This window comes from Agrobacterium sp. DKPNP3 (assembly GCF_052686535.1).
This window is the reverse complement of the sequence record NZ_JBQYSN010000013.1, coordinates 56,163-79,966: the sequence shown is the minus strand read 5'-3', so window position 1 is coordinate 79,966 and position 23,804 is coordinate 56,163. Positions and strand designations below refer to the sequence as shown.

Sequence of the window (23,804 nt, the reverse complement as noted above, 5' to 3'; positions counted from 1 at the left end):
CAGACCGGCAGTCTGCGGGCATCCGCGACGGCCCGAAGGCAGAAGTCGGCGCGGCCCTCGCCGAAGTCTCTGATGACGAGACGCGGATAGATCAGTTCGCCGAACATGATACGGAGCGGTTCAGCGAGCCAATTCTCCCCGAAGGGGATGGTGAAGCCATCAACGGCTTCGGCACTGATCCTTAGCACGTTGCTGGTCTGGTCGAATTCGAATTCCAGGCGGGTGCCTAGGATGTCCATCTGGTGCCCGGCCCCGACAAACTTAGCAAGAGCGAAAAACGAGCGGCGTCCGTGCGGAATGGAAACCTGAATTTCCATGATAGGCTTCCCCGAAGCTCCGGGTAGCCCGCCGATCCACAGCTCGTCCGACGACCCGCGGCAAAGCAGATCGCCCATCTGACCGCCCTTGATCGGCTCGAAGTGCGGGACAGTCCAGCCCCCGTTGAAGTGCTCGCCGCCGCGGCCCTCGAACATTAGTCTGCATCTCAAGTCTCCCCGGTAAGGATACTGCCTGATTTTCGAGAGATAGCCCAGCGAGCGGCCAATGTCCGGAGCTTTGCCCGTTATCTCGTATTCGAAAGTGTCGCTATCGATGATCCTGAATCGCCCCTTTCCCACGACGAGCGGAACGTCGAAATCGTGGCCGACGATCGCCATCTCGTCCGCGTCGATGAAGTCCGGGATCCGTGAGAGATGCGACCAGTCCGTTAGGTTTACCATGAATTGCTCTTTCGTTTATAGATTCGGCCAAGACGCTTTTTCGGTTCCAGAGCGGTCCGGCAAGGCCCGCGCGTCGAATGGTCTATTGGGTTCGACCGATCCGCAGCCGAAGCAGGAACATCTTCATTCGATTGTCCGCCGCTTCGCAATTGTGGCAGGAAGACAATCTGTGGCGCATATTTGCAGCCAACGGCAAGCACCTTCTCGCGACCGGAGTTCAATCCGCATAGGCAAAGACTGCGGAGCGCCTTTCCCGCCGTTGGCAATTGAGTTCGAAGCTAATGTCGGTCTCGACAAAGAACGGACGTGTTCTTAACTCTTACCGTCCAATCACTCCCCATTTTCCCTAAATTTGATAGGTGTAATGTTTCTTATTGCTGTGATCCGGGGGTAGGGTCGCCGTCGGCATCAGGAGGAGCATTTATGGCCATTGAAGAACTGATTTTCGTCCCGGAAGCAGGCAAGGACGACTTCTGGACCGGGCGGATCACATATGATGATCGGTCCGCGGTACATTGGCAGTTCGAAGTGATCCGGATTACCGAAGATGGATCGGACCAATATTCCGAAGGGGTTTTTTCCAATGCTGGGCCGGTGGCCATTCTGATTGATCATCGAGAAAAAGGTACGCTGGTCAGGCCGCTTGTTGAATTCGTTGAACCAAAAATGGCTCATATGGCACGGACCAAAGTTAAAGGTTCGTTTCAAGGTTTGGTCTCGGGCGCATGCATAAATGATATGGACGAGCCTCTTTTCGGTTCAATCTTTTTCGAATCCAAAGCCTTTGCCGCATGGTACGGCGCGAAGGCAGTCAGAGCAGTGAAGGACGAGAGATATCGAACGCGTTCGGTGGAACTGGCGGAGCCTCAAACCGAGACTGTTATAGTAAAGGACCTCGGACAAGTAACAGTCACTACACTTGCGCATTTTGAACAAGGCGATGATGCGGATCAGGTCCGAAACCAAGTTCGCTTCGACGTGAAGTTCGACCAGCCTCGATCGCTTGCCGAGGTCATGGATCTTTGTATGGGCTTGGAACTTCTCTTCGGGTTTCTTGTCGGCTTCCGTCCCGCGATGCCCTCTTTCGGTATGACGAAGCCGGCAGTTGAAGATCCGAACAAGGTGGCAAACTCAACCCTTCGCTTGGGAGGGATGTTCTTCCAAGACCAGCCAACACCTCACCCGTTTCATCGCTTGAACATGCGCGGTCGTGATGGTGCGTCGTTGCAGAATGTACTTGACGAGTTCATCGCCGATCGGATGGCGATCATGAACCGGATTCATGCCATTGAATATTCGCGTTGGTTCGGTGCTTCGTTGAACGACCAGTTTGCTGCAGTGATGCCGGTTTTTGAAGAATATGTTCAGGCGAATTTTAAGTCATCTGACGAACAATCTTTCCTTAACTGGAGAGCTGATTTCTGGGCCTATGTCGATAGGGCTTCGGACGAAAATATAAAGAATTACGCCAAGAAGCATCTAAGCGAAAAGGACACCAAAGCCCCCAGTCTTCCCACGCTAATCAGTCGCGCGATGGAAGCCTTAAATACGGCTGGCTTTGATTTTCAGCCGAAACTGGCGGGTCGCATAAGTCAGAGGCGGGCACAGATGTTCCATCGCGCGCCCGTCCTGACGGACAAGAGCGCAGGGGATTTCTACGAGGAAAAACTGGCTGTCACGGCAATGCTCATGCTGCACACCCTGAGAGACCTTGGCATTGAACTAAGGGGTATCTCGGAAAACCTAGGCGCATTGATGGAGCACTCACGTTTCACCCAACTCTGGAAAGCTCGAGAAGAAGATGCGAAGTCTAGAAAAAGGTCGGGGACAGCAAAGACGAGCGGCTCGCCAAAAGGCAAGGCAAAAGCAAGCGAAGAAAAGGCCGCAGGCAAAAGCCCCGGCCAGAAAGTGTGAAGGTCATAAACCTTCAGGGGGAACAACTGCTCCGACGGAACAGGGAGGAGACGGTAGTGTGCATTAGAGCAGCCGATAAACACGAGATTGAGCCGCTGCTAGTATTTGCGCGCTCATAGACTTGGTGCGATATACGGATACGGAATGATGGCCTCATGAAAGACGCGGAACCGCACGTAAACTGGCCATCGATGATACGGTACGTCGTCGTCCTTGACGAAGACAGCCTCGAAGAGGCAAGCATATTCCAAGGAATTTCGCCTAGTATGCTCAATATGGAATGGGCCTTGCGGTCGATTTCCGAAATGCCGGCAGACATCTTTGATTTTGGCTTGCCTCTCGAGGCCAGAAAGGCAAGGCGGATCATAGGTAAGGGCTGGAGTTGGACACCCCTCACAATCAGCAATTTTCTACAACTCCGCATCACCCATGACGATCCATACTGGGTTGTATATTCTGGGTCGGAGGCCATTTTCAGCGCACTTTCAGATTGGGAAGGTCGTCAGACACTACCCGTTCTTCATATCTCCACCGATGACGCTGGCGGCCTCGCTCCAGATAGAGCGCGATGGACCCATGTGCGCGACCATATTCGGCGCGTTGCAGTGAAGCTCCATGAGCGGGCGAAAGGGTTCCCGGTCGCCGAACTTCGGAAAACCTTGAAAGCATGGCGGAAGCCCACCGCGCCACGTTTGGATCTCGTTGCCAAACTCCACAACTGCACGGTCCCCAATCTCGTCACGCTGCGCGCTCTCGGTTTCAGCTTTGCGGCCGAGGAATCGCTTATGTCGCCTCCAGGCGATGAGAGCCCGCACATCAATGCGATCGTGGAATCTGCGAATGCTGTGATTTCACAACAAGAAAGTGTTGGGGTTTTTCCAGCCCTATTTTCCCATTTTCCAAAACCTGATCGGATCGTTATCGCTCCATCACTTTACGCACACACACGCCAGCGCCTTCGGCCCAACACAAATGCGCCGGCAGGCCTCTTCGAAACCATACGGGTCATTCAGCAGCAAAAGGGTTATACATTCTCCGGGCCTGGGGCCGTGATGGTACGAACCATGTCGCCTGCCGGCCAGTACATCATGGGGCTGCGCGCTCAGGAATTGAATGTACAGACCTTGGCCGTCAGCCTTCGGGCGGCATCAACGCTGGCAGCCACAGTGCGGCTGCCGAACGGGGTGAACCTGTCATCGGAATTGTCGGATTTCACAGCCCACGTGAGAGGCGGGCGAAGCACCGGCGGGAACGGCAAGGCCGAGCGCGTGTTTCGCAATGTTCAAAAATCCCTTCGATCTTATACCTCTCCGGCTTTGCTGGAGATTGTTGCCAGCAGCCAAACAGGCGTGAAGCTGATCGCCGACGCACCGCTTGAATGGCTACCTGTGGGTGATCTGCCCCTGGCTATAGCTTTGAACGTGTCGCGCATTCCTACGACGCCCGGCAACCTGATGATGACTCAGCTCATGAGAAGCGAGACGCTTTATATCAAGCCCAAGGCCTTCGGCGAAGTTCTGGTGGTATCCTCCTTTTCCCCCAGTGACCCGATCCGCCACGACGTCCGAATAGCAATGGAGACCTTCACCAAGACTGCCAAGGAACATCTAAATTTTCGGCAGGTCACAGTGACTTGCCGCGATCAGTTCGTCGAGGCCGTCAACAGCTTTCATGGCGCCATGATGATCTTCGACGGTCATGGGTCGCATGATCGCAACAGCGGCGCCGGCTTCCTGCACATCGGCACGGAGAAGGTTGACGTCTGGGAACTGCGCGGGAGGCTGCGGCCTCCACCCGTTGTTGTTCTTAGTGCATGCGATACTCACTCGCCGGATCGCACACACGCCACCGCCGGCGCTGGGTTTCTGACTTGTGGCGCAACCTCCGTCGTCGCAACCTTGCTTCCGGTGCGCTCAAAGAGTGCGGCCCTCTTTGCCGCTCGCCTTTCGATGCGCGCCGCGTGGTATACCCATGCGGTGGTCCATGGCTCGAAGCGGCCCATACTTTGGAGTGAAGTCGTAGGTAGTATGCTTCGCCTCGACTTTCTTTCCGATTTGATCGGCCGATTGGAAAAAAAGAAAATGCTCTCCCCACGGCCAGCAGCAGCTCTGCGCACAGAAGTGAATATGTTCGTCCACACTCGAGACGCCAATTGGTGGGCGAATGCCAAGGCTAGGCTAATGGAGGTGACAGGGCTTGAAGCTGACGATATGGCGCGCCTGGTTTCGAAGACCATCGCCGAGGGTGACAGCGTGCGGTACACACATCTAGGAAATCCAGATTTGCTTTGCATCACCGACAATGATGTGCTGAACGCTGCCCAGCCCTGAACCCCCTATTCTTTACGGCTAAGGGATCAGCTGCAGGCAGGGCATGTTGAAAATGCCCAAGCTACGGCGACGCAGCGAAAGTTCTTTCGCACATTCTCCACCCCAAAGTGGAGATACGAGTATCTTTCGGCCTCTGACCCAACTCCAGAATTGTCGTGTGGCGCCGAACGTTGAATTCGGTCGCAGCCATCCAAGACGCAATAAGGTTGGTTTTCCATGTGAGCTGTTTAGGCAACGGCGTAATCAGACCCTTGCGAGGGAACACCTTCTCATTGACAAATCCTGTGCATAGTTCGCCTAAGGCCCCTGTGGTCAGGTCCGCGATGGCCGCTAGGTCTTCGAGAACGAGACTTCCGTCATCCGCGATTCCCGTTGTGCTGCAGCGAATGTGGCCCAGGGAATGAGAAAAATAGGAAGCCATAACACGCTGAAAAAGTCGCGTTAGGTCTGTAAGCAAACCCACATTCGCAGCGATATCGTCTTCATCGATGATCCAAATAACATCTTGTCCCGGTGAGGATAGGCCTGACAATAGAAATGCGCTCAGGTGCAATACTCGCAGCAGGCGCTCTTGCACGTTCGGCTTCCATCGTTTCAATAATTCGGCGCCCACCGCGTCCTCGGCCGGCCCGGTGAAAAATGATCCACCCGCTTTGGAGATGGCAAACTGTGCCAAGTAGCCTTCGATACCAGCCGCCGCTTGCATGAATGGAACCAACGCCTGACGCCGCATTCCGTCGTTGAGTGCCTTGAATGACATTCGGCGGCGGTTCGGCAGGATAGCATCGCGAAATTGGCGTTGCCGCACCAGCCAGTCGTGGTTCTTCGCTAGGTCCAGTATTAAAAACGTATAAGTGTCAAAATGCTGCTTTTGATGATGGCCACCAAAATCTGCGACAAGCAGAAGTGTGCGACCTCGCTGGAGGAACGGGAATTCCGAGCGGTTAGCACTGAGATCAGCGTTAAAGCTGTCCGCCAAAAGTGTCCCCACACCTTCAGGCGAAAAGTTTGGTTTGTGGACAGACGAAGGTAACAGATCGAATGAGACCCGAAAAGAAGTTGCCATATACGTTCAGCTCAGTCCGCGAGATAAAGTCTTTCATGTAGAGAAAGGCGCCAAAGACATCCTACAATCTAAAGACGAATGCTGCAAATTAACGGGAATTAAGGATATGTTGATGTCATATCAACCGGATTATCGGAGGGTTGCAAATGGCTGAGACACAGATCGAATGGACCGACGCGACATGGAATCCCGTCGCGGGTTGCACCATCATGTCCGCTGGATGCACCAACTGCTATGCGATGGCTATGGCCAAGCGACTGGAAGCTATGCATGTTGACAAGTATGTGGGCCTAACCCGTAAGAGCGGCACAAGGACAATCTGGACCGGGGTTGTGCGGGAGGATGAGTCCGCTCTCCTCATTCCACATGCTTGGAAAAAGCCCCGCAAGATTTTCGTCAATTCAATGAGCGACCTTTTCCATGATTCGGTCTCCGATGAATTCATTCTAAAAGTCTGGCAGGTGATGCGCGAGACGCCACACCACAACTACCAGATTCTCACCAAACGGCCAGAACGTATGGCGACTGTGATCCGCGAGGTGATTGGCGAAATTCTGCCGAACGTGTGGCTTGGAACCAGTGTCGAGGACAATGCTGTGACGGATCGCATCGACCATCTCCGTCACGTGCCGGCAGCCATTCGCTTTATCTCTTTTGAACCGCTGATCGGTTCTGTCGGAGCCATTGATCTTACCAATATCCACTGGGCTATCGTTGGCGGCGAAAGCGGCAAATCTGCTCGACCACTGCAGGAGGAGTGGATCGATGAGATATACGACACTTGCCTAGAAAACGATACGGCGTTCTTTTTCAAGCAATGGGGAACGTGGGGCAAGGATAACAAACGGCGGTCGAAGAAGGCAAATGGCCGAGAATATAAGGGTCGCACATGGGATCAGATGCCAATCCATGCAGTACCGTGAGCTGACCACAAAACGTTTTCACAGCGGGGGATGAGTGGTAAGGAAACGGTATGATTGGGAAGGTGGCGCGCAACTTGACGAGCACTCGAAGCGCAAACACAAGATTCTGCACGAATATGTTCTGCAATATATAGTCGTCAGATGTAAGCACCCGCAGCAGCCACGCTTTCGCTTCGCCATTGTCGATGGCTTCGCTGGTGCCGGACGATATGCTGGAGGTGCCGTGGGCTCGCCGCTTATATTCGTTGACCGAATGCGAGTGGCTGCCGAGCAAATAAATCTGGCACGGGCAATCGAAGGGCTTTCCAACATTGACCTAGAATGCCACTTGATTCTGAACGACGCCGACCCAGCCGCAGTTTCTCTACTTAGGCAGAATATTGCTCCAATGCTTGCCGAAGTGCGGGAAACCAGCAAAAATCTTCGGATTGAGACCAGCATCCTCAACGAGCCATTCGAAGACGCTTACCCAAAGATTAAAACAATACTGACATCGGCGAAAATTACGAATGCGTTGTTCAACCTGGATCAATGTGGACACAGCTATGTCGACCGCGCTACCTTGGTAGATATTATCCGGACCTACCAATCTGAAATTTTTTACACCTTCAGTATCCAGTCGTTCTTGGCCTTTTTGAGCCGAACAAACCCCGATCTCTTGCTCTCACAATTGGCTTTCCTTGGCTTGCCAATTCGAGATATCGAACAGTTGAATTTTCCTATGAGCAACGAACGATGGCTGGGCACGGCTGAGCGCCTCGTGTTCGATGCGTTTCAGGTCTGCGCGCCATTTGTGAGCCCTTTCTCCATCCACAATCCAGATGGATGGCGTTACTGGTTTATCCACTTCGCCAAGTCGTACCGCGCCCGCCAGGTCTATAACAACGTCTTACATGACAACAGCAGCTCGCAAGCGCATTTCGGCAGGGCCGGCCTAAATATGCTGAGTTACAACGCTCGCCATACAGACGGCCATCTTTACCTATTCGATCAAGCAGGGCGCACAACAGCGGTTGATCAACTACGGGATGATGTCCCTCGACTTCTAAGCGAGCGGGGCCATGCGATTAATGTCCTTGATTTCTATGAAAGCATCTACAATTTGACCCCTGCGCATTCGGCCGACATACTTTCATCGCTGGTTGGTCACCCCGACCTCAAGGTCACGACCAAATCCGGAGGCGAACGCCGCAAGGCCAGTACCATCAAGGTAGCTGATACTATCAGGCTCAACCCGCAACGGACATTCCATCAACTTCTACGACCGCTTGAAAACCGCTGAGCAGAATTCTGCCTGTTTCTAGGCGGATCCCTTTCGGACCTTAGGTAACTTATCACCCATTCTCAGGATGTAATCTGCACCCTCAAGGCCCTTGCGATGCGGGCCGGCCCACAACAAGTAGTAAAGCGGTGCGCCACGCGTGTTGCAGATCAGCCTGGGCGTAGACACGAAGCCGAAAGCGTTCTTCAGGTTTCGCCGATACAATTCTAGCAAGCGGTCAGAATAATCGTCTCGCTTGCGGAGTTCTGTGGATGCGAACAGGCCATGGGCATCAGAAGAGTAAACCTCATCGAACCATTCGCGGCTACCGAAGTACCGATCCAACGTGTCTGCCCAAGCGACGGGAACATTGCCATCATTGGGGAGCATTCGATTGAGCGCCATGTTGAGCGCGAAATTCACAACAACCTCGAACAGTCCGGTATTCGCCAAGGCCTGTACACTCGACCACTCGAGTCTCGCTCCAAAAGGGTCGAGAAACGCGACGCCACGATGACTATTCTTCGAAATTGCCTGGCCGACGACCCATGCGATTCCGTTTGCTGCTGGGACTTTTAGTTTCGTTATCTGCCGGCGCTCGCCGAATTCGGCTTCGACATCGCTCAGTTCCTCGGCGCGGTTAGCATCGGGTTCTATAAAAACATAACGTGAAAAGGGGTTGGCTATGCTAAGCGCAACCCTGGGCGATCCATCAAGGAATTCAGCCTGTTCAGAATCTTGTTCGGCCGGTGCTTCCAATAAATCGAGCATCGCCAGCGGCTCATTCTTGCTACGAATCTTTGCGCGCCCGCCACCCGCAAATGCGTCGACATAGATGGTGCGCCACGGCTGGTTCTTCAGGACCTTCGTATAGAAATCGAGATAGCGGGCCAGTATATCCAGCTTTTCTTTTGCCCACGGGCCAACCTCAGCGACCATCAGAACTCTCACAGCGATTCATCCACGCCCACAACGTAGGGGTGTTTTGAACGCCATTCAATTAGCATGAACACATCAAAGAGAATTACTCAGTGCTTCGAGGCGGTTTGTGATGTCATGTACACTGCCAGCATAGCCGAGGAGCCAAGGCTCGTGTACATCATAGGCTGGGCGAAGGTAATGAGCGGGGTGGGGAGCATGTTTAAACGAGCGAGTGAACTGCGCATCCCCGACCCATATTTCTCAGGGAGAGCCGGCTTTCTTGGGAGCAGCCTTGAGGAACTGTACGATGACATGCGTAGATTTAACCTACCCCAACAAGTACCAGACACCGTTCGCCGATCTCACGACGCAATCCGCCACGCGTACATCTATTCGTACTACTCGTATGACCTTCTAACCGTAGCGGCAGCCCAGACCTTCCCGTGCCTTGAGCTTGCATTGCGGGAGCGCATCGGCTCGCAATTCGTCGGAAGATTGGATAGGAAGGGCAAGCCGCGGCATGCGCCGATGCTCGATGAGCTGCTCAAGAGCGCAAAAAACCAGGGCCTCATATCAGCCGATGTGAAAGGCCTGAGCCATTTGCGAAACATGTTTGCCCATGGCACAAGCGCTGTTTTGAACCCGCCGATGTTTCTCGCGCCCTTCGAACTCATCACCGAAACAATTGCAGAGCTGTTCGCAGAACCATGATTTTCCATTCCCCTGACGTACTGGTTGGCGCTTCACCATGACCGAAGCCCCGATTGTCATGCAGATCGAGCACGAGAGGAAGGTCCGACGGATCATTGGCTCAGTATTGCGGGACTACGGTATCAATCTGGATGCACACGACACCGAACTCACTGTTCGCCCTGGAGTGATCCTTGAACACACCGGCAGCAGAGCACTTTCCAGTGCTATTCTCGATAGTATGTTTCCGAGAGCGCCAATCCCATGTGAACTCTTCCACTACACTACCGTCGCTTCGCTCAAGGGGATCGCAGCGACCCAACAGCTACGATTGTACTGGGCTCGAAAGCGTATCGGTGAAGGGGAACTCGACACTTTCGCTATCAGGCATGGGCTGAAAGGTTATCTCGATAAAACCGCCGGGGAGCCATTCTATAAAAAATTGTCGGATGACATCTTTTATGTCTCTTTGACCCGCCCCGGCGGAGGTGACGAGATCGATCTTTGGAATGTTTTCTCGGAAGGTGGGCAGGGTGTTAGATTAAGGTTCCGTGTTCACCCTTCGCGGGCGGAACTGCGAGCGATTCAGTATGACGTACCGGAGACCGTGCTGTCGAAGCTCAACAGTGCTCTATCGGCCGAAGGAGAGCCACCTTTCGTGCCGTGGTCGTTGTCGAAAATCGGAGCTTTTTACCTGCCGGCGATGCTTCACCGGGAAGATGAGGTGCGGCTTCTCATCAAGCGCCACTCAGGAGGTCGAGACGAGAGCTCGACTGACGGGAACAATCGATATTGGCCATTGGAAATTGGGGAAAGCAATGATTTTTGCCAGATCGACCTCATCGAGATTCACGCAGGGCCGAATTCATGCATGCAAAAGATTCAAGGCGCCATTATCGATACGGCGTTTGCGTCCGTACCTGTGGTGTGAGTTCGCTTGGGCGCCTAAGCGCCTAAGGTAGTTCCCAGAGGGCTTCGCCACGGCCAATCCTTATTATTCGGGCGCTCTGGCGGTCGGCCGCATATTCGACATGCAGCAGGCGGGGAGAGAATTGCCGTAGGCGATGTTTAATGCCAATTACGTGCTTGAAATCTGGCGTCGTTACCGAGACCACTCCGTCAACCGGGTTGATGCTGATCCGACCGGGGATCGCGCAGTTGAGGAATGCTGGAAGAGCACTTTGCATATTCCATTCCTGCGCTGCCCATTTAACTACTGGCCCCGATAAGGCCTCGTTTCGGAACTGTTTCCAGATGGAGCCAGTGTTGGCAGTCGGCCAGTCTGGCTGGTCGCTAAGTGCTGCGATCTCATTTGAACCTAACCACTGGTTCATTTCCCCACGCGTCACGAAAGCGGGTTTGGTCTCACGGATGGCGGCCATAGCCGCGATCCGTGAGGGCAGGCCTGCTCGAACTAGCATCGCCATCATTGTCTGCGGAACGCCCGCCTCAATAGTCGCAGCGGCGCTGCCCTCAATGGTATCGGTTTCACCACCCTCGGCGCGTCGACGCATGCGGACGGCTTCGATCGCCCAGACGAGCCGGTAAACAAAAGCGTCCTCGACAACTCGCATGTTTTCGAGCCCAAGAGCGACGACGTCGGTACCAGCGAGCCAAGCACCAAGCAGGTCGCGCCAGTTGCCAGGCAGCTCGACATCCGGAACGAATGGCCGGATCGCGAACAGGCGTTCGGCCATGCCAACGAGCGACGCGCTGAGAACAGGAAGGTTTCCTGCCAAGGCGGCGGCATCGGCTTGATCCAGCAAAGCGGTGAGATCCGCCGCTATCGCGTCGATAGCCAAGCCAGCTTCAAGCCCGACACCCATTGCAAACGTCGCGCGACGCTGGTTTACGGTAGACTTGTTCCAGATCAGGCTTGCGCGTGCCCAAAGAACCCAGAGCTGGTTCGATCGAGTTTGGGGGCCAAGGCGACCGATCTGGCGTGCCCAAAGCGAGCCAGTCAATGCCTCGTCAAGAAGACGCGGGAGTTCCGCACTGTCCGTGTCGAGAGCCTCGATCAAACCAAATACGGTTGCGTCCAACCGCTCGATTAAGCTTTCGATTGAGTCCGTATCCTCCGCCTGGTCTTGCGGAAACCACGCTTCCTGCGCGTTGGCGAGATACTCAATAGCGTCGGCCCGAAGGAAGACGTTTGTCCGTGCGAGACGCGTTATGACTTCGGAGATGACTGAAATGATACCGCTCGTCAATGAGCGGGCCTTTGACGATCCGACAAGCTCCCGCCAGGCTCGGACCCGCCAGTTTTCGGGCTGGTACATGACGTGAAGCACAAGGCCCTCCAGGTCGACAAAGGCGCGGCCAGCCCTACCCGCCACGTTGGCGAACTCTTCGCCGGACAGCGGCACGCCCGCCCGATAGAGTGTGGGAATGAGAAGCACGGCGGCATTGAGATTGAGCCCCTGTGCAAGAGTAGGCGACGCGACGGTTACGCGGAGAATCCCGGCGGCAAGCAATGCCTCGACCTCTCGGAGAAAAGGGCCCGGCAAACGCCCGTGGTGTATGGCGACGCCAATGGGCAAGCATTGCACCGCGGGATGGTTAGGACCCAACCATTCGCGACCGACGGCCAGCGCGCGTTCCACCTGCGCGGGGTCATCGAGCAACGACGCCAGATATCCGCGCCTGTGAAGATCGACAACAGTTTCCGCGTAGCCTTCAACATGGTCGCGTTGCGTGCAGAAAATCAGCGCTCGCTTCCCCTGAGCCGAAAACCTCCACGCGGCCGCAAGCGTCAACTCCTTGTTGTCTCTGGGAAACGGAGTTCGCCGTGGGCGAATAGCCGGCTCCTCGGGAATGAAGTGCCTTATGTAGGGGCCGCCCGCTTCGAGGTCGAAGCCTAGCCGGCCGGAATTTCCCTGCCACGTGAGTGTTCCAAAACGCTGTCGGGTGGGGCGCCAACCCGACTGTATTGGAGGACCGGGTGCATCACTGCGTATCCAAGCGGTGAGATCATTGAGCTGGTCTCCCTCAGGGAGTATCGCTGAGAGGCACACGATACGGCGGGCTGCATTGTCCGGACGGCGGAGTAGTCGTTGCACCAAGCTTTCGTAACGTATCTCGCGTTCACTCGGGCCAATGAGATGGCCCTCATCGAGGACGACCAGCCCAACGTCGGCGATGATGGTGGGATCGTTACGAAGCGCGAAGTCCAGTTTCTCCGGCGTGGCTATTACGATATCCTGCGACCGAAGGGCGTCCTCATCGCCGATCGCCACACCACTGGCGCCATAGAGGGAGGAAACCGTGAACCCGAGGCTTGCAAATGTCTTCCGAAAGGAGCGCTCCGTCTGCGCAGAAAGAGCTCGCAGTGGTGTTACAATCAGAACGCGATGACCAGATGCGAGCGCCATTAACGCGGCGATCTCGGCAATTCGCGTCTTTCCGGCGCTCGTCGGAAGAGCGACGACAAGATCATCAGCGAGATCTATCGCGCGCCGCGCCGCCTCCAGTTGCGACGGCCAAAGTTCGACCTCTGCAACACGTCTGGAATAGAGCTCTCCGATAAAGAGTCTCCGCAGCGCCCTATATCCTTCGGCACCAGCCGGCCCCTCGACGGGAAGGATTTGATGCAAGCTGCTGGCCCACAGGTCATCGATCAGGTTCAGGGCGATACGTGCAGTCCACCACAGGCTCACCGCATTTGCGTGCTTGGCCAAGGAGATTGCTCTGCGCAACAACGACCTCGCCTCATCGACGAGGTCTGCGACTCCCGTCTGAAGTGCGAATTCGAAAAAGGCGAGCGAACGGAAGATCGTCGTCGTGACAACGAGCCTCACCACATCGTCCGGGTCAAGCTCACCTTCCGCTGCAGACCGCGTAACGCTCTCGTCGCCATGGGTCGGATCGAGAAGCCAATTTCTTGCTTGCGTGCCCAGCCCGTCGAGGTCTCGCAGGATGAGAAACGCTAGTGCTTCCTCAGGCGGTGCGAAATTCGGCCGGTCAGATCGCTGTGAAATTAGCGAAAAGGCCAATGCGGAATAGCTTGCAAGATGATATGACGCGGCGCCTGCTATTCGATAAAAACCTCGATTGACGTCATCGGGCGCGCCATTTTGAACCAGCGCCTCAAACGCATTGCCGGCCCGTGCAAAGCCTCTCCGCCAAACCTCTGGCTCGCCCTGCGCCTCGCGAAGAGCCATGGATGCGCGCAACAGCGATAAGGCGTATTCTGCAAGATCCGTGTCGATCGTGTTGCCGAATGCAGGCGCGTCGTCTGGAAGAACGCCGTCTTGACGAACGATAGAACGCGCCTCACCGCGAGCCTGCAGCCGGCCTCTGGCGCCGTCTGCAGCGACCAGGTTTAGGAAGGTTGTTAGCTCCTCAATCGTTTCCAAGGGCGAGAGCTCCTTCGTACGAAAGCCTTATGAACTCCTGGTGATCAACGATGCGAAGATGAATAACCGTGTGCGTCCGCTCGGGACCGGCGGCCTGAAGATCATCAATGAGCGCCTGAGGTGCTGCATTTCCTGACATCGTAAAAAGAGCGTGGTCGATGCGTGTCGCAGGTACTGCACGATTGGCCACTTCATTGCGTATCGCACGTCCGACCGTCGCGCTTTCATCTTCGCGCTCCATTAATCGGTCGGCGATGAAAAGCAGGGAAGTCGCGGTCGGACGGCCGTTGTCGCGGGAGAGGGCCGTTCGGGCTTCGGATATTGTCGCGCCCGCCAGTTGCGCACGGCTCTTGGCCTCCCCCTTTAGCAGGAAGAGATCGCCGGCGGCGTCCATACGCACTCCGATAAAGTCGTCGCCTCGCAAGGCCATCTCGCGTCCATCTTTGTAGCGAAGTCGCCGAACTGGAACGGAAAAGCCAAGTTGCTCCTCAACAAGTTCCGTTGCTAAGATTTCGCCGAGTTCGCCTGATCGTGCACGTGATGTTCGGGGAAGGCGCTCAGCCAATAGGGCGGCAGCGCCAGGAAAGCCCAGCTCACGGATGTCATCGGCAATGCGCTCCATGTCGTCGTAGTGCGAGCGAAGGATATCTGGAAGCCGATCGGCGATTGCCGCCCGCCCACCGTCGAGTTCTGTCAGGCGCCGAAGATGCTTGCGGCCATCCTGCTGATGATCACTGTCGCACCAATCGTTGAATAGTGGCACGCTCCCCCCTTGCCGTCGCAACTCGTCTGGTCACGTTCGCTCATCCCATGCCATTGTCTCGACCCACTCAACTACTCCGAGTAGGCAGGGTTACTCGCCTTTTGTGTTAAATTACAACAGCGAATTCACGTCGCTATGAGTATCCGCAATTTTTGACGCGAAATGCGTGTCGATCCGCCTAACGTGTTCAACCTTGCCATAGAGACCGCCTCACGATTTAGGCTGCTTTTTCAGCGCAGAAAGCCTGTGCATGGCCATGACGATCACCCCGGACGCAATTTCCTGCGTGGAAGGGTCGAATAGGGCATCAACGACGACGATTAGTTCTTCGGCGTCAGCCCAAAGCATGAAATTGTCGAATTCGGCATCGGAGAGGATAGCGACCAGCTCATAATCGCCGATCTCAAAGCCGGTTTCCTCCCAGTTCGCCAGGTGCTCCTTCAAAGTCATGGGGTCGGTGAGCATCAGCACTCCACCCCCAACCGCAACCGGCTGCTCTGTCGCCTTATCCCTCAGGTACAGAAGGGGAGCATACCATTGCCCGGGACGAGTGTGGAGACCCTCCAACTGCCGGTCATAGGGGCGCACGGAAGCTGCAGCCACTTCCCGCCGCTTCTCGCGAGCGCCGAACTGTTGAATGAGAAGGGATCGCGGTGCAAACCCCTTGGAGATATCCGTGTAGCACATCGGGTCACCGCTCTGGCGTTGCCTTTCGAACGCTGCGTTGAACTCGTTTACTGCTTGCTCGGCCTCGTTTCGGGTAAAACGATGCAGGCCGTTACGCAGCGTGACGATTTCGGACCCGCCGTCCGTTGTTTTTATCTCGACGAGACACTGGCCTGCCGGACCTCGCATCGCCAGGTTATTCCAGGCAAGATTGACGACCGGTTGGGTCCGGATCGTTTGAGCGTTCATAAATGTCCTCTGGCCTCCGTTCGAAGCTTCGAACCAGGCATTGGCATTAAAGTTTACGAGTTCCGGATGGGCTTGCGCCGACGGCATGTTTGCGCCGCCAATCACCCGATCGCGTGGCTTGAGGCATTTGTTGTGGACCAGGCCCACCACGGGATCAGAAAGGTCACCAATTTCGACAACCTGGATCACCGCTTCCCAGATGGCTTGCCCGCAATGAAGGCACCGAAGCGGCCTGTCATTTTGCAGGAACGCGTTGTGCAGCCGTTGACGATGGGCCAGGGCAAAGGGTCCGGCTTCGAGGTCCTCATCGGTATCGAGCTCTACGACACCGACCTCGTTGCCCTCTATCAATTCCGGTCGCTCGCCGATAAGGCGCGTGAGGCCCGCAACCGTGGCGGCGCGAAGAACCGGATCGAATGGGCCGGCACCATTCGGCAGGAACGGCGCCTTGCTAAAGTCGGCAAGCTCGCGGCCCTCTGAATCGAACCGGCGCATTTCGAATACCACGGGCTGGCCCTTCGGCGCGAGCGTATCATCGAGCGCCATTGCGAGCACCACCTCCTTGGCGCAAGGGAAATCCCGCGAGCCGAGCTCGACACGCAGCAGCTCGGTGGCGACCGCTTCGGATATTTCGGCTGCCGCAGTTACCCTGAACATCTGATAGTTACGGGCAAACTCGCAAACAGCGAGCGTTCGCCGCCCCTTGGCGAAGGTGATGCAGTCGGCGACCGCCTTGCCCCAGACGGCACGCGGCGAGACGTAGTTCGCGCTCTGCAAAAGCAGGATGCTCGACTGTTCGAGCGTTTCTTCAGCCTCGATGTCGAGCACGACGACACCACTTTTGCGGATCACGCGATCGATCGCCTCGGAGTCGACATCCCGTTTAGCCGCCACGCGAAGTTCATTCAACATCGCGCGAACCGTCTGAATGGCGTCCTTGATCGGTTGCGGCTGATCGCGAAGGAAGTCGACTTCCGGCGAGCTGCGGAATGCTTCGAGCGCAAGCCTGAGTTCGTTGGTGACGCGTTTGGCGGCACGGCTGCTTGTCACCAGAAAGTATCGTTCTTCCCCACTCGCGGCAGCGTCTTGCGCCTCGAATTGCTGAAAGACGGACTTCAGTTCTCCATCGGCTGAAAATCCGATGGTTGCCTTGGCCTGGATATAGCTCTTGGAGCCGTCGTTCAGATGAAGGACGAGATCATCGATGCTGGTGCGCGTCTCGAAACTGACATGCGATATGGATTTGGCAGGACCGAAGATCGTGTCTGCCTCGCAAATCGAGGAAATAAGCACGAAGGCGGCGACCCGCGCCTGATATCCCGCCCCTGATGACACCGATGCACCCGCGCCTCCAACTCCACCCTGCCCGACCATAGTTCCTCCATTGATCTGCTGCCGGTCCTATCATCAAAGAGCTGCTCGCAACAGCTGCCTTGCAACTTCAAATAGGCATGAGCGAAAACTGGCGATGCGCCGAACGATTTTGCGCCGGTGGCGCAGACACTCATCGATCCTGCGATGCGAAACACTTTCGCCGTCCAGTGTGGATGCAGGGCGAAATGCAGTCGTGATGGCTATCCCCATGGGCGTCTCAATGCTGATCGCTCCGGCCGTTTGCCGATACCGTTCCCGATTGTTGAATGGTTGCATGTGGAGATCCTGGATCGGAGCAATTGGCCGGCATGGTCCGAAGTCGGCAAGTAAAGATGTGAAGGGCGGTCTTTGCGGCGCCCTTCCCGCGGGCTCTGCTATCCGCCGCCTGCCAGTGCCTTCTTTCTGCGGGGGCGGCGCAGCATCTGCATGACGATCAGGCCGTTCAGCGCGAAATTGGTTCTGCCGCTGACCAACATCGCGACGAGATGAAGGTCGATGACACAGGCCACCCCCAGGGCGTTGCGCAGGCGATGAGCACGTTCCTCCAGATTGACTGTTGCGAGACCTGGTTAGGATTTCTGTGGTTCCTGACGATCTGGGGAATTGCTGCGATCGTGACGATCGCACCGGCGACAAATACCACAGGCGGCAAACTACAGGAAATATGCACGAATTCGGTTAGCGTACGATTTCGCTGTAGTCTGTTCTGCTCCAGATGTGAAGGATCGCACATCGCTACAGCACCCCCCATGCCCGAAACCTCCCCCTCCCTGTCATCTCCCTGAGGCCGAGTTCCAAAACGATCCGCCGCGCCGCCTGCGGGGTCACCTCCAGCGTCTTTGCCACCATCCCGGCCGACACCAACGGCTTTGCCATGACGAGCTCGACCAGCTCCGGCAGCTTTGACGACGTCCGCCGCCCTTCCAGCTTTCGGTCCATCATCGTTCTCGCCAGTGTCAGCCGGTCATGCTCCTTCATGCCGATCTCGGCGGCAACCAGAAAACCGTGGGCTATGGCGAGCAGCCGGGTTTCCCAATCACGATGCCGGCGCCGATCGACGGGAATGGTTTTGAGGCCGAGGTTAATGGTGGCCAAATGCGCGCCCGACGTTATGCCGGCCTGGCGAAGGATAGAAGCGACCAGCAACCGGCCGAGCCACGGCGCATGTTGTAGCACGGACAATTCGTTCCAGGCATCGAGGGCAATGATCGCCTGCAGCACCGCCGGCAGGCTTTCGGTCTGGCGCAACACGCTGCGCCATTCGTCGAGCCTGGCATCCTCGTCCCAGTCGAGGTCATAGACCAGCGGATCCTTTTCCCCCGACCTGTTGCCGCCGCCACGGCCGGGACGCTTCGCCTCTTCAATGGCCGCTTCGGATCGAGCCAGCACCGCATCGATGTCGCCAAAATCGACGCCGGGGAGTCCTTCGGCTTCATCGACGTCATTCCCCTCCCCTTCCGGATCGATGACGACCGCAGGCCGAATGACACCCGCCGGCTCCAAACCATCAGCACCGGCCGCCATGATGTCCGACGTTTGTCGCAAAATCCGAATACCGTCTGCGGAAAGGGTCCAGTCGGGCGACTGGCCAGAGATCCGTCGGCGGGTTCGCAGCACGTCGCGAGCAATGGTGAGTTCGTGAGTTGGGGTGCGGGTATCGCGAAGAGCGTCGTGGAGGACGAGGTCTTCGAGATGGACGAGTTCGCCGTCGATCCAGAGCGAGGCGCAGGCGTCTGCGAAATTTTGCCGCTCAATGAAGCCGGCGCCGACCGTTGAGCGCGAGATGCGCTCATCGAGACGGGTGAGCGCGATGCCGGCGTCAAAAGCGGGCCGAACCAAGTTTGAAATACTGATTTTCGAGAAATCGTAAGCCATTGATTTTATGGTAAACGATTTGCTAAAGGAACTCTATCTGAATATTGGGGTTCCTCACTGGGTATGATTGTCGGTTTGTGTTATAACCATCGATAAGTACCTCTTATCGATGGTAGTTGATTTGAAGCCATAAATCAGAGAGAATCGGTGCGAATTTACGGTCCTTGAGGCCGCCGAAAACTGCGACTTGGAGCGCTCGTGGCCAAAGCGAAGACATCTCTGACTGCCGTCGAGCGCCGCGCAGAAGAACTCGACACCATCGCGTCCGTTCTGCCACTTGAGCGTCGCGACGAGCTTGCCGAGCTACTCACCGATCAGGACATCGAAACGCTACGCCATCTGGTCAACACCGGTATGGGGGCCAACACGCTGCGTGCGCTGACGTCGGACCTCGCCTATCTCGAAGCATGGGGGCTGGCAGCAACCGGCAAATCTCTGCCGTGGCCAGCGCCCGAAGCGCTGCTGCTGAAATTCGTGGCGCATCACCTGTGGGACCCCGAGAAACGTGCGGCCGATCCGGATCACGGCATGCCTGATGAGGTCGACGACAACCTTCGGGGCCAAGGCTTTCTGAAATCCACCGGCCCACATGCACCCGACACGGTGCGCCGCCGACTGGCCAGCTGGTCGACCCTCACGAAATGGCGTGGCCTTGACGGCGCTTTTGCTTCCCCTGCCCTGAAATCCGCTATTCGCCTCGCCGTGCGGGCCGTCCCGAGACAGCGTCGTCGCAAGAGCGCGAAAGCGGTCACCGGTGATATCCTGGCAAAGCTTCTTGCCACGTGTACCAGCGACAAGCTTCGCGATGTAAGAGATAAGGCGATATTGATGGTCGCCTTTGCGTCGGGCGGCCGCCGACGCAGCGAGATCGCAGGCCTTCGCGTCGAACAGTTAACCGTGGAAGCCCCGATCGAGATGCCCGATGGCCCTCCCCTCCCCTCTCTCGCTATTCATCTTGGCCGGACCAAGACGACATCAGGCGAGCAAGACGACGTCGTCTATCTCGCCGGGCGACCTGTGGAAGCGCTCAACGCCTGGCTGGCAGCGGCACAGATCGACAAGGGTTGTGTCTTCAGGGGGATCGGACGATGGGGTACCGTCTCCAAACGGGCGATAGATCCGCAGTCGATCAATGCAATCCTCAAGCTGCGGGCGGAGATGGCGGGGTTGGACAGTGGGGAGTTTTCGGCGCACGGGTTGCGGTCAGGGTATCTGACGGAAGCCGCCAATCGCGGCATCCCCCTGCCAGAAGCGATGGAGCAATCACGGCATCGATCCGTGCAACAGGCTTCCAGCTACTACAACAATGCAACACGGCGGAGCGGCCGCGCAGTTCGAATTCTATAGTCATTGTCAAAAGTCGACAGGTTGCTTTCACATGGTTAATTATAAAGAACTCATCACAACGATTCTCGATGAGACACTTGCCTGCCAAGACCCAGCCAGTCAGCAATCTTTAACCCGCCATGTTGGGAGATACGGCCCCTTTGGTGCCCACGTACCCGGTGACAAAGGCTCCTATCCAACGACAGAAAAAGCCATGAGCGCTCTCGCGGAGCTCGCGGACGGAGTGCGGGAAAACAATCACGACTTCAAACTTTCAGTCGGTCGCGATGCCATGCGCAAAATCACTTCCGAAGTCTTTGGTGCCCACCTACAAGAACTAGCACGCGAGGCCGATCCAGCAAAAAGATGGAAGTCTATCCTGAGAGACCCGTTGATGGAGCGAGCGCGATCCTCCGGCAAAGACTTAGTTCACTACATTCCCGTTTGGCTCTTTGTTGCACAAAACTGCGAACCCTTTCAAATTGGTCCTGTTAAATTCGTTCAGCGCGCGACCTGGCTCAAGGAAGTCGAGTTACTACGAGGTTCAGCTCCAAAGTGGATTGAAACTACGAAAGCGATCTGGTCAGGTTCCAAATTTAGGGGAGGATCTTCTGTCGCTGCTTTGAAAAGCGTCTGGCACACTATCCGGAAGGGCAATCTCTCCCCTGAGACTCTGCATAACTCATTTGTCAGTGCAAAGCGGATGTCGGAGCCTCGCGATGTTTTCAATGGTCGTGCTATGGCTCGCGTCTTGCATCCAGATCAGTGGATGGCTTGTGCCAAAGTTAACGGGTTCGAGCCTGAGGAATCCCGCCGACGTGGCTTGCTCGCGGCACAGGTCGCTCTTGACACCGTTCGTATTGCCTTGGTACGGCCTAGTAGGGGCCTTATCTCCACTGCAGCTGACTTAGCGGCCCCTCGATCAGTCGAGCGCCTAAATCAGATTCCAGGCCACGACCTTGCCCATGGTTGGCACCTGAATATGCCGGGAGTGAGTGGCGCGCCCGGACTCGCTGAAGCTATCATTGCGGAAACAGTCGATTTATTTGAAGCAGCAGGCTCTTGCATTGCTACGGTTTCAAGTACAACCGGTGAACATGAATGCCCAGTTCTTGCGGAGCGGTGGTTCAATGCAGCTCACTGGTTTGGGCGAGCATGCATGGTAGACGCTGATTTTGTAGCAATTGTCATGCTAGTTATTGCCCTCGACGTTTTGAGTGGTGGCCTGCAGAATGATGGGATCACTGAATTGATCGCCCGTCTCACGGGCATAGCAAAGAGTCATGTACTGCTTGGGGATGGAACCACTTTGAAAAAACTTGTTGATGAGTTTTACGGCCTTCGGTCTGAGGTAGCGCATGGCTCTGTGCTCGCCGTCCACCGCCAGCTCGATCAGGAACGAGCCGGACTGGAAGATCTGACAGCTTCTGCGCTTGACTACTACGTTGTGAAACTCCGCGATTATGCGTTATCTGGTGGGGTGGACGATCGAGATAGCTTTTTAGCAAGCCTACCACCTGCAAAGTCGTAATCACCGTGAGCCATTCTACATTCGGCAAACGGGGTCCTTGGAGATTACTGCAATGTTACCCGGACGCTTAGTGTCCATTTCCGATCGATCCGCGATCCGATCGATACGTCCACGCCACAAGGCATGTTTTCCCTTCAGGTTCTCTCAGCCGTCGCACAGCTCGAACGGGCACTGATCGCCGAGCGGACCAAAACCGGCATCAAGGCGGCAAAGCGCGTGGCAAGCTGCCGGGCAACCCGGGACTGCGAGAGCGGCGTCCAGAAGCGATCAAGGCAGTCTCGAAGGCGCGCGAGAAACTTTATCTCGACGAGCTCATCGTCCGCCAGACCCGGCTGCCGATAGTGCGGCAACTCCGGCCACAGCACAGCTGGGACAATGTCGTCCGGGTGCTCACTCGTCGCGGCGATGACTGGACGGTGGAACGCCTGCGCCGCACGGTGCATCGGATGGTCCGCGAGAAGCTGGCCGAGCCCGAGCTTTTGGCCCGCTCGCCCCGCCGTGCCCAAGAAGATCGTCTGATGAAGATCGTGGCGGCAATTGCCATTGCGGATCCTAGTTTGTCGCTACGCGACATTGCCGCGCAATTGGATCAGATGGGAGAGCGGCCGGCGCGAGGTGGGCGCAAATGGCAGCCTTCCTCTGTTCGCCACCTGCTTGATGAGGCACATCGGTTCGGTCTCATTCGTCATTGAGAGCACGTAGCATCAACTCGCCGATTGCCCGGCTTCTTGTACGTCCTGTTTTTGCCTTATCTAGCGGTGAGCTAGTAACTGGTTATCGACAAGCTTTGCCACATGCCCTTTGGCTTGTTGGGGGGCGCCGCTTGGGCATTTCGTGCCGCAAAGCAGACCGGCCAGTCCATCGACTGACGCCTGTGGCGACATCCCGTAGTCGCAACGATGCTTAAGTCAGGTCTATAGCTAATTAACACTCATAATTTACATGCGCCGTTTAAAGGTGGCGCAAATCCCAAGCGGAAGGCTATTCACAATGACTATATGGACGATCTCCGAACTCCGAAGATCTCTGCAAAATCGAGATCACCGGCCGACCTCTTGCCAGACGTGGCTTGCAGATATTATTAACGGTGACGCGCACGTATCGGTCGCGCTGAAAGACATGCCCCGTGAAAGGATGATCGCCGAATTCTTCAGTGCAGCGGTTGCAGCACTTTTAGGGGTCCGCGTACCGAATAGCTATATCGCCGCCCCGCAGGCCGAATTGGCCCACAATTTTGAGAATGGTAGCCTGTCTAAGAATGATGGTGCCACTAGGCTTTTTTATGCCAGCCAGTATCTGGCACTCCCAAGTTTTGCAGATGACCCGCGACGGCTTCTTCCAAGTGACATGGAACGGGTAGCGAACCTTCCAACGTTTCAACAGGTAATTGTATTTGACCTTCTGATCGCAAACACTGATCGCCAAGACAGAAATCTTCTTGTTGACGGAGAGAGGTTTGTCCCCTTCGATCACGATCAAGCATTGTTCGGGCTTCATTGGACGATCGAGAGCCTTCAGGCTAAAAAGTTTTCACCAAATCAGTCGACATTGGACCTAAATCTGATGTGGTGTGGCCGGGAGGCTAGAGCCCAGTTGATCAATTTGGCTACCCAGTGGAAACAGATAGTGCTGGAGGGGCAAGCAAATTTCGCTGCATTTTCGACGGAAATTGACATTTCACCAATTGAACAAGAGGGGCTCATGGATTTTCTCGTAAGCCGTGCCGGTATATTGCCAACGCTTTTGGAGAGCCGCTTAAAGAGCCTACCCTATCGCGGTTACGGCAGTTGACCTAAGCGTTTGGCAGTGCAGAGCCACCACCACAGTGGGGCGCGGAGAAT

Annotated in this window: 16 protein-coding genes and 1 pseudogene; 10 read left to right on the top strand and 7 right to left on the bottom strand. The window is 56.0% G+C overall.

Annotated elements, in window-relative coordinates:
- Positions 1 to 719 (bottom strand): hypothetical protein (locus ACUTJJ_RS06210; RefSeq protein WP_445541652.1); only part of this gene is annotated, 719 nt, incomplete at its 3' end.
- Between the two features lie 423 nt (positions 720 to 1,142).
- Here ACUTJJ_RS06210 and ACUTJJ_RS06205 point away from each other — a divergent pair.
- Both ACUTJJ_RS06205 and ACUTJJ_RS06200 read left to right on the top strand, forming a co-directional pair.
- Positions 1,143 to 2,633: an ApeA N-terminal domain 1-containing protein gene (locus ACUTJJ_RS06205; protein ID WP_445541651.1), complete on the top strand. Its 1,491-nt coding sequence runs from the start codon at positions 1,143 to 1,145 to the stop codon at positions 2,631 to 2,633.
- Between the two features lie 155 nt (positions 2,634 to 2,788).
- Positions 2,789 to 4,963, top strand: a complete 2,175-nt coding sequence (locus ACUTJJ_RS06200) for a CHAT domain-containing protein (RefSeq protein WP_445541650.1) — start codon at positions 2,789 to 2,791, stop codon at positions 4,961 to 4,963.
- Between the two features lie 61 nt (positions 4,964 to 5,024).
- Here the strand turns inward: ACUTJJ_RS06200 and ACUTJJ_RS06195 are convergent, their stop codons facing one another.
- On the bottom strand, positions 5,025 to 5,942 hold the full coding sequence (locus tag ACUTJJ_RS06195) for a hypothetical protein (RefSeq protein WP_445541649.1): 918 nt from the start codon (positions 5,940 to 5,942) through the stop codon (positions 5,025 to 5,027).
- 233 nt (positions 5,943 to 6,175) lie between these two features.
- Here ACUTJJ_RS06195 and ACUTJJ_RS06190 point away from each other — a divergent pair, with 233 nt between their 5' ends.
- Together ACUTJJ_RS06190 and ACUTJJ_RS06185 are read left to right on the top strand one after the other, a co-directional pair.
- Positions 6,176 to 6,952, top strand: coding sequence for a phage Gp37/Gp68 family protein (locus ACUTJJ_RS06190; RefSeq protein WP_262528658.1), 777 nt, complete (start codon positions 6,176 to 6,178; stop codon positions 6,950 to 6,952).
- 34 nt (positions 6,953 to 6,986) lie between these two features.
- Complete coding sequence (locus ACUTJJ_RS06185; RefSeq protein ID WP_445541648.1) at positions 6,987 to 8,234, top strand: three-Cys-motif partner protein TcmP; 1,248 nt, start codon at positions 6,987 to 6,989, stop codon at positions 8,232 to 8,234.
- Between the two features lie 18 nt (positions 8,235 to 8,252).
- Here ACUTJJ_RS06185 and tcmP read toward each other — a convergent pair whose 3' ends face one another.
- Entirely contained in the window at positions 8,253 to 9,152 is a 900-nt protein-coding gene (gene tcmP / locus ACUTJJ_RS06180; protein ID WP_445541647.1) for a three-Cys-motif partner protein TcmP, read from the bottom strand.
- A gap of 153 nt (positions 9,153 to 9,305) precedes the next feature.
- On the opposite strand from tcmP, the gene ACUTJJ_RS06175 reads away from it, so the two are divergent.
- Both ACUTJJ_RS06175 and ACUTJJ_RS06170 read left to right on the top strand, forming a co-directional pair.
- A complete protein-coding gene (locus ACUTJJ_RS06175; RefSeq protein ID WP_445541646.1) occupies positions 9,306 to 9,845 on the top strand; it encodes a hypothetical protein in 540 nt (179 codons plus the stop codon).
- Positions 9,846 to 9,882: 37 nt separating this feature from the next.
- Positions 9,883 to 10,755: a hypothetical protein gene (locus ACUTJJ_RS06170; RefSeq protein WP_445541645.1), complete on the top strand. Its 873-nt coding sequence runs from the start codon at positions 9,883 to 9,885 to the stop codon at positions 10,753 to 10,755.
- A 22-nt stretch (positions 10,756 to 10,777) separates the two neighbouring features.
- Here the strand turns inward: ACUTJJ_RS06170 and ACUTJJ_RS06165 are convergent, their stop codons facing one another.
- The 4 genes from ACUTJJ_RS06165 to ACUTJJ_RS06150 form a co-directional block, all read right to left on the bottom strand.
- Complete coding sequence (locus ACUTJJ_RS06165; RefSeq protein ID WP_445541644.1) at positions 10,778 to 14,179, bottom strand: DEAD/DEAH box helicase; 3,402 nt, start codon at positions 14,177 to 14,179, stop codon at positions 10,778 to 10,780.
- Positions 14,166 to 14,801 carry a DUF1837 domain-containing protein gene (locus ACUTJJ_RS06160; protein ID WP_261331405.1) on the bottom strand — a complete coding sequence of 212 codons (636 nt, stop codon included), beginning with the start codon at positions 14,799 to 14,801 and terminating at the stop codon, positions 14,166 to 14,168. The genes ACUTJJ_RS06165 and ACUTJJ_RS06160 overlap by 14 nt, the downstream gene beginning before the upstream one ends.
- Before the next feature lie 351 nt (positions 14,802 to 15,152).
- Positions 15,153 to 17,231, bottom strand: coding sequence for a hypothetical protein (locus ACUTJJ_RS06155; protein WP_445541643.1), 2,079 nt, complete (start codon positions 17,229 to 17,231; stop codon positions 15,153 to 15,155).
- A gap of 735 nt (positions 17,232 to 17,966) precedes the next feature.
- Positions 17,967 to 19,106, bottom strand: coding sequence for an RHE_PE00001 family protein (locus ACUTJJ_RS06150; RefSeq protein WP_445541642.1), 1,140 nt, complete (start codon positions 19,104 to 19,106; stop codon positions 17,967 to 17,969).
- 198 nt (positions 19,107 to 19,304) lie between these two features.
- Between ACUTJJ_RS06150 and ACUTJJ_RS06145 the strand changes: the two genes are divergently transcribed.
- The 4 genes and pseudogenes from ACUTJJ_RS06145 (at position 19,305) to ACUTJJ_RS06130 (ending at position 23,754) form a co-directional block, all read left to right on the top strand.
- Positions 19,305 to 20,453, top strand: coding sequence for a site-specific integrase (locus tag ACUTJJ_RS06145; protein ID WP_445541641.1), 1,149 nt, complete (start codon positions 19,305 to 19,307; stop codon positions 20,451 to 20,453).
- 31 nt (positions 20,454 to 20,484) lie between these two features.
- Positions 20,485 to 21,963, top strand: coding sequence for a hypothetical protein (locus tag ACUTJJ_RS06140; RefSeq protein ID WP_445541640.1), 1,479 nt, complete (start codon positions 20,485 to 20,487; stop codon positions 21,961 to 21,963).
- Positions 21,964 to 22,035: 72 nt separating this feature from the next.
- Positions 22,036 to 22,655, top strand: a pseudogene (locus ACUTJJ_RS06135) (recombinase family protein); the annotation flags it as partial.
- Between the two features lie 298 nt (positions 22,656 to 22,953).
- Complete coding sequence (locus ACUTJJ_RS06130; RefSeq protein WP_445541639.1) at positions 22,954 to 23,754, top strand: HipA family kinase; 801 nt, start codon at positions 22,954 to 22,956, stop codon at positions 23,752 to 23,754.
- Positions 23,755 to 23,804 lie beyond the last annotated feature (50 nt).

Bases quoted from the DNA above. Each gene is read 5' to 3' on its own strand.
- ACUTJJ_RS06205 (WP_445541651.1), top strand. From the start codon at position 1,143: ATGGCCATTGAAGAACTGATTTTCGTCCCGGAAGCAGGCAAGGACGAC.
- ACUTJJ_RS06200 (WP_445541650.1), top strand. From the start codon at position 2,789: ATGAAAGACGCGGAACCGCACGTAAACTGGCCATCGATGATACGGTAC.
- ACUTJJ_RS06190 (WP_262528658.1), top strand. From the start codon at position 6,176: ATGGCTGAGACACAGATCGAATGGACCGACGCGACATGGAATCCCGTC.
- tcmP (WP_445541647.1), bottom strand. From the start codon at position 9,152: ATGGTCGCTGAGGTTGGCCCGTGGGCAAAAGAAAAGCTGGATATACTG.
- ACUTJJ_RS06170 (WP_445541645.1), top strand. From the start codon at position 9,883: ATGACCGAAGCCCCGATTGTCATGCAGATCGAGCACGAGAGGAAGGTC.
- ACUTJJ_RS06160 (WP_261331405.1), bottom strand. From the start codon at position 14,801: ATGGAGCGCATTGCCGATGACATCCGTGAGCTGGGCTTTCCTGGCGCT.
- ACUTJJ_RS06155 (WP_445541643.1), bottom strand. From the start codon at position 17,231: ATGGTCGGGCAGGGTGGAGTTGGAGGCGCGGGTGCATCGGTGTCATCA.
- ACUTJJ_RS06150 (WP_445541642.1), bottom strand. From the start codon at position 19,106: ATGGCTTACGATTTCTCGAAAATCAGTATTTCAAACTTGGTTCGGCCC.
- ACUTJJ_RS06140 (WP_445541640.1), top strand. From the start codon at position 20,485: ATGGTTAATTATAAAGAACTCATCACAACGATTCTCGATGAGACACTT.
- ACUTJJ_RS06130 (WP_445541639.1), top strand. From the start codon at position 22,954: ATGACTATATGGACGATCTCCGAACTCCGAAGATCTCTGCAAAATCGA.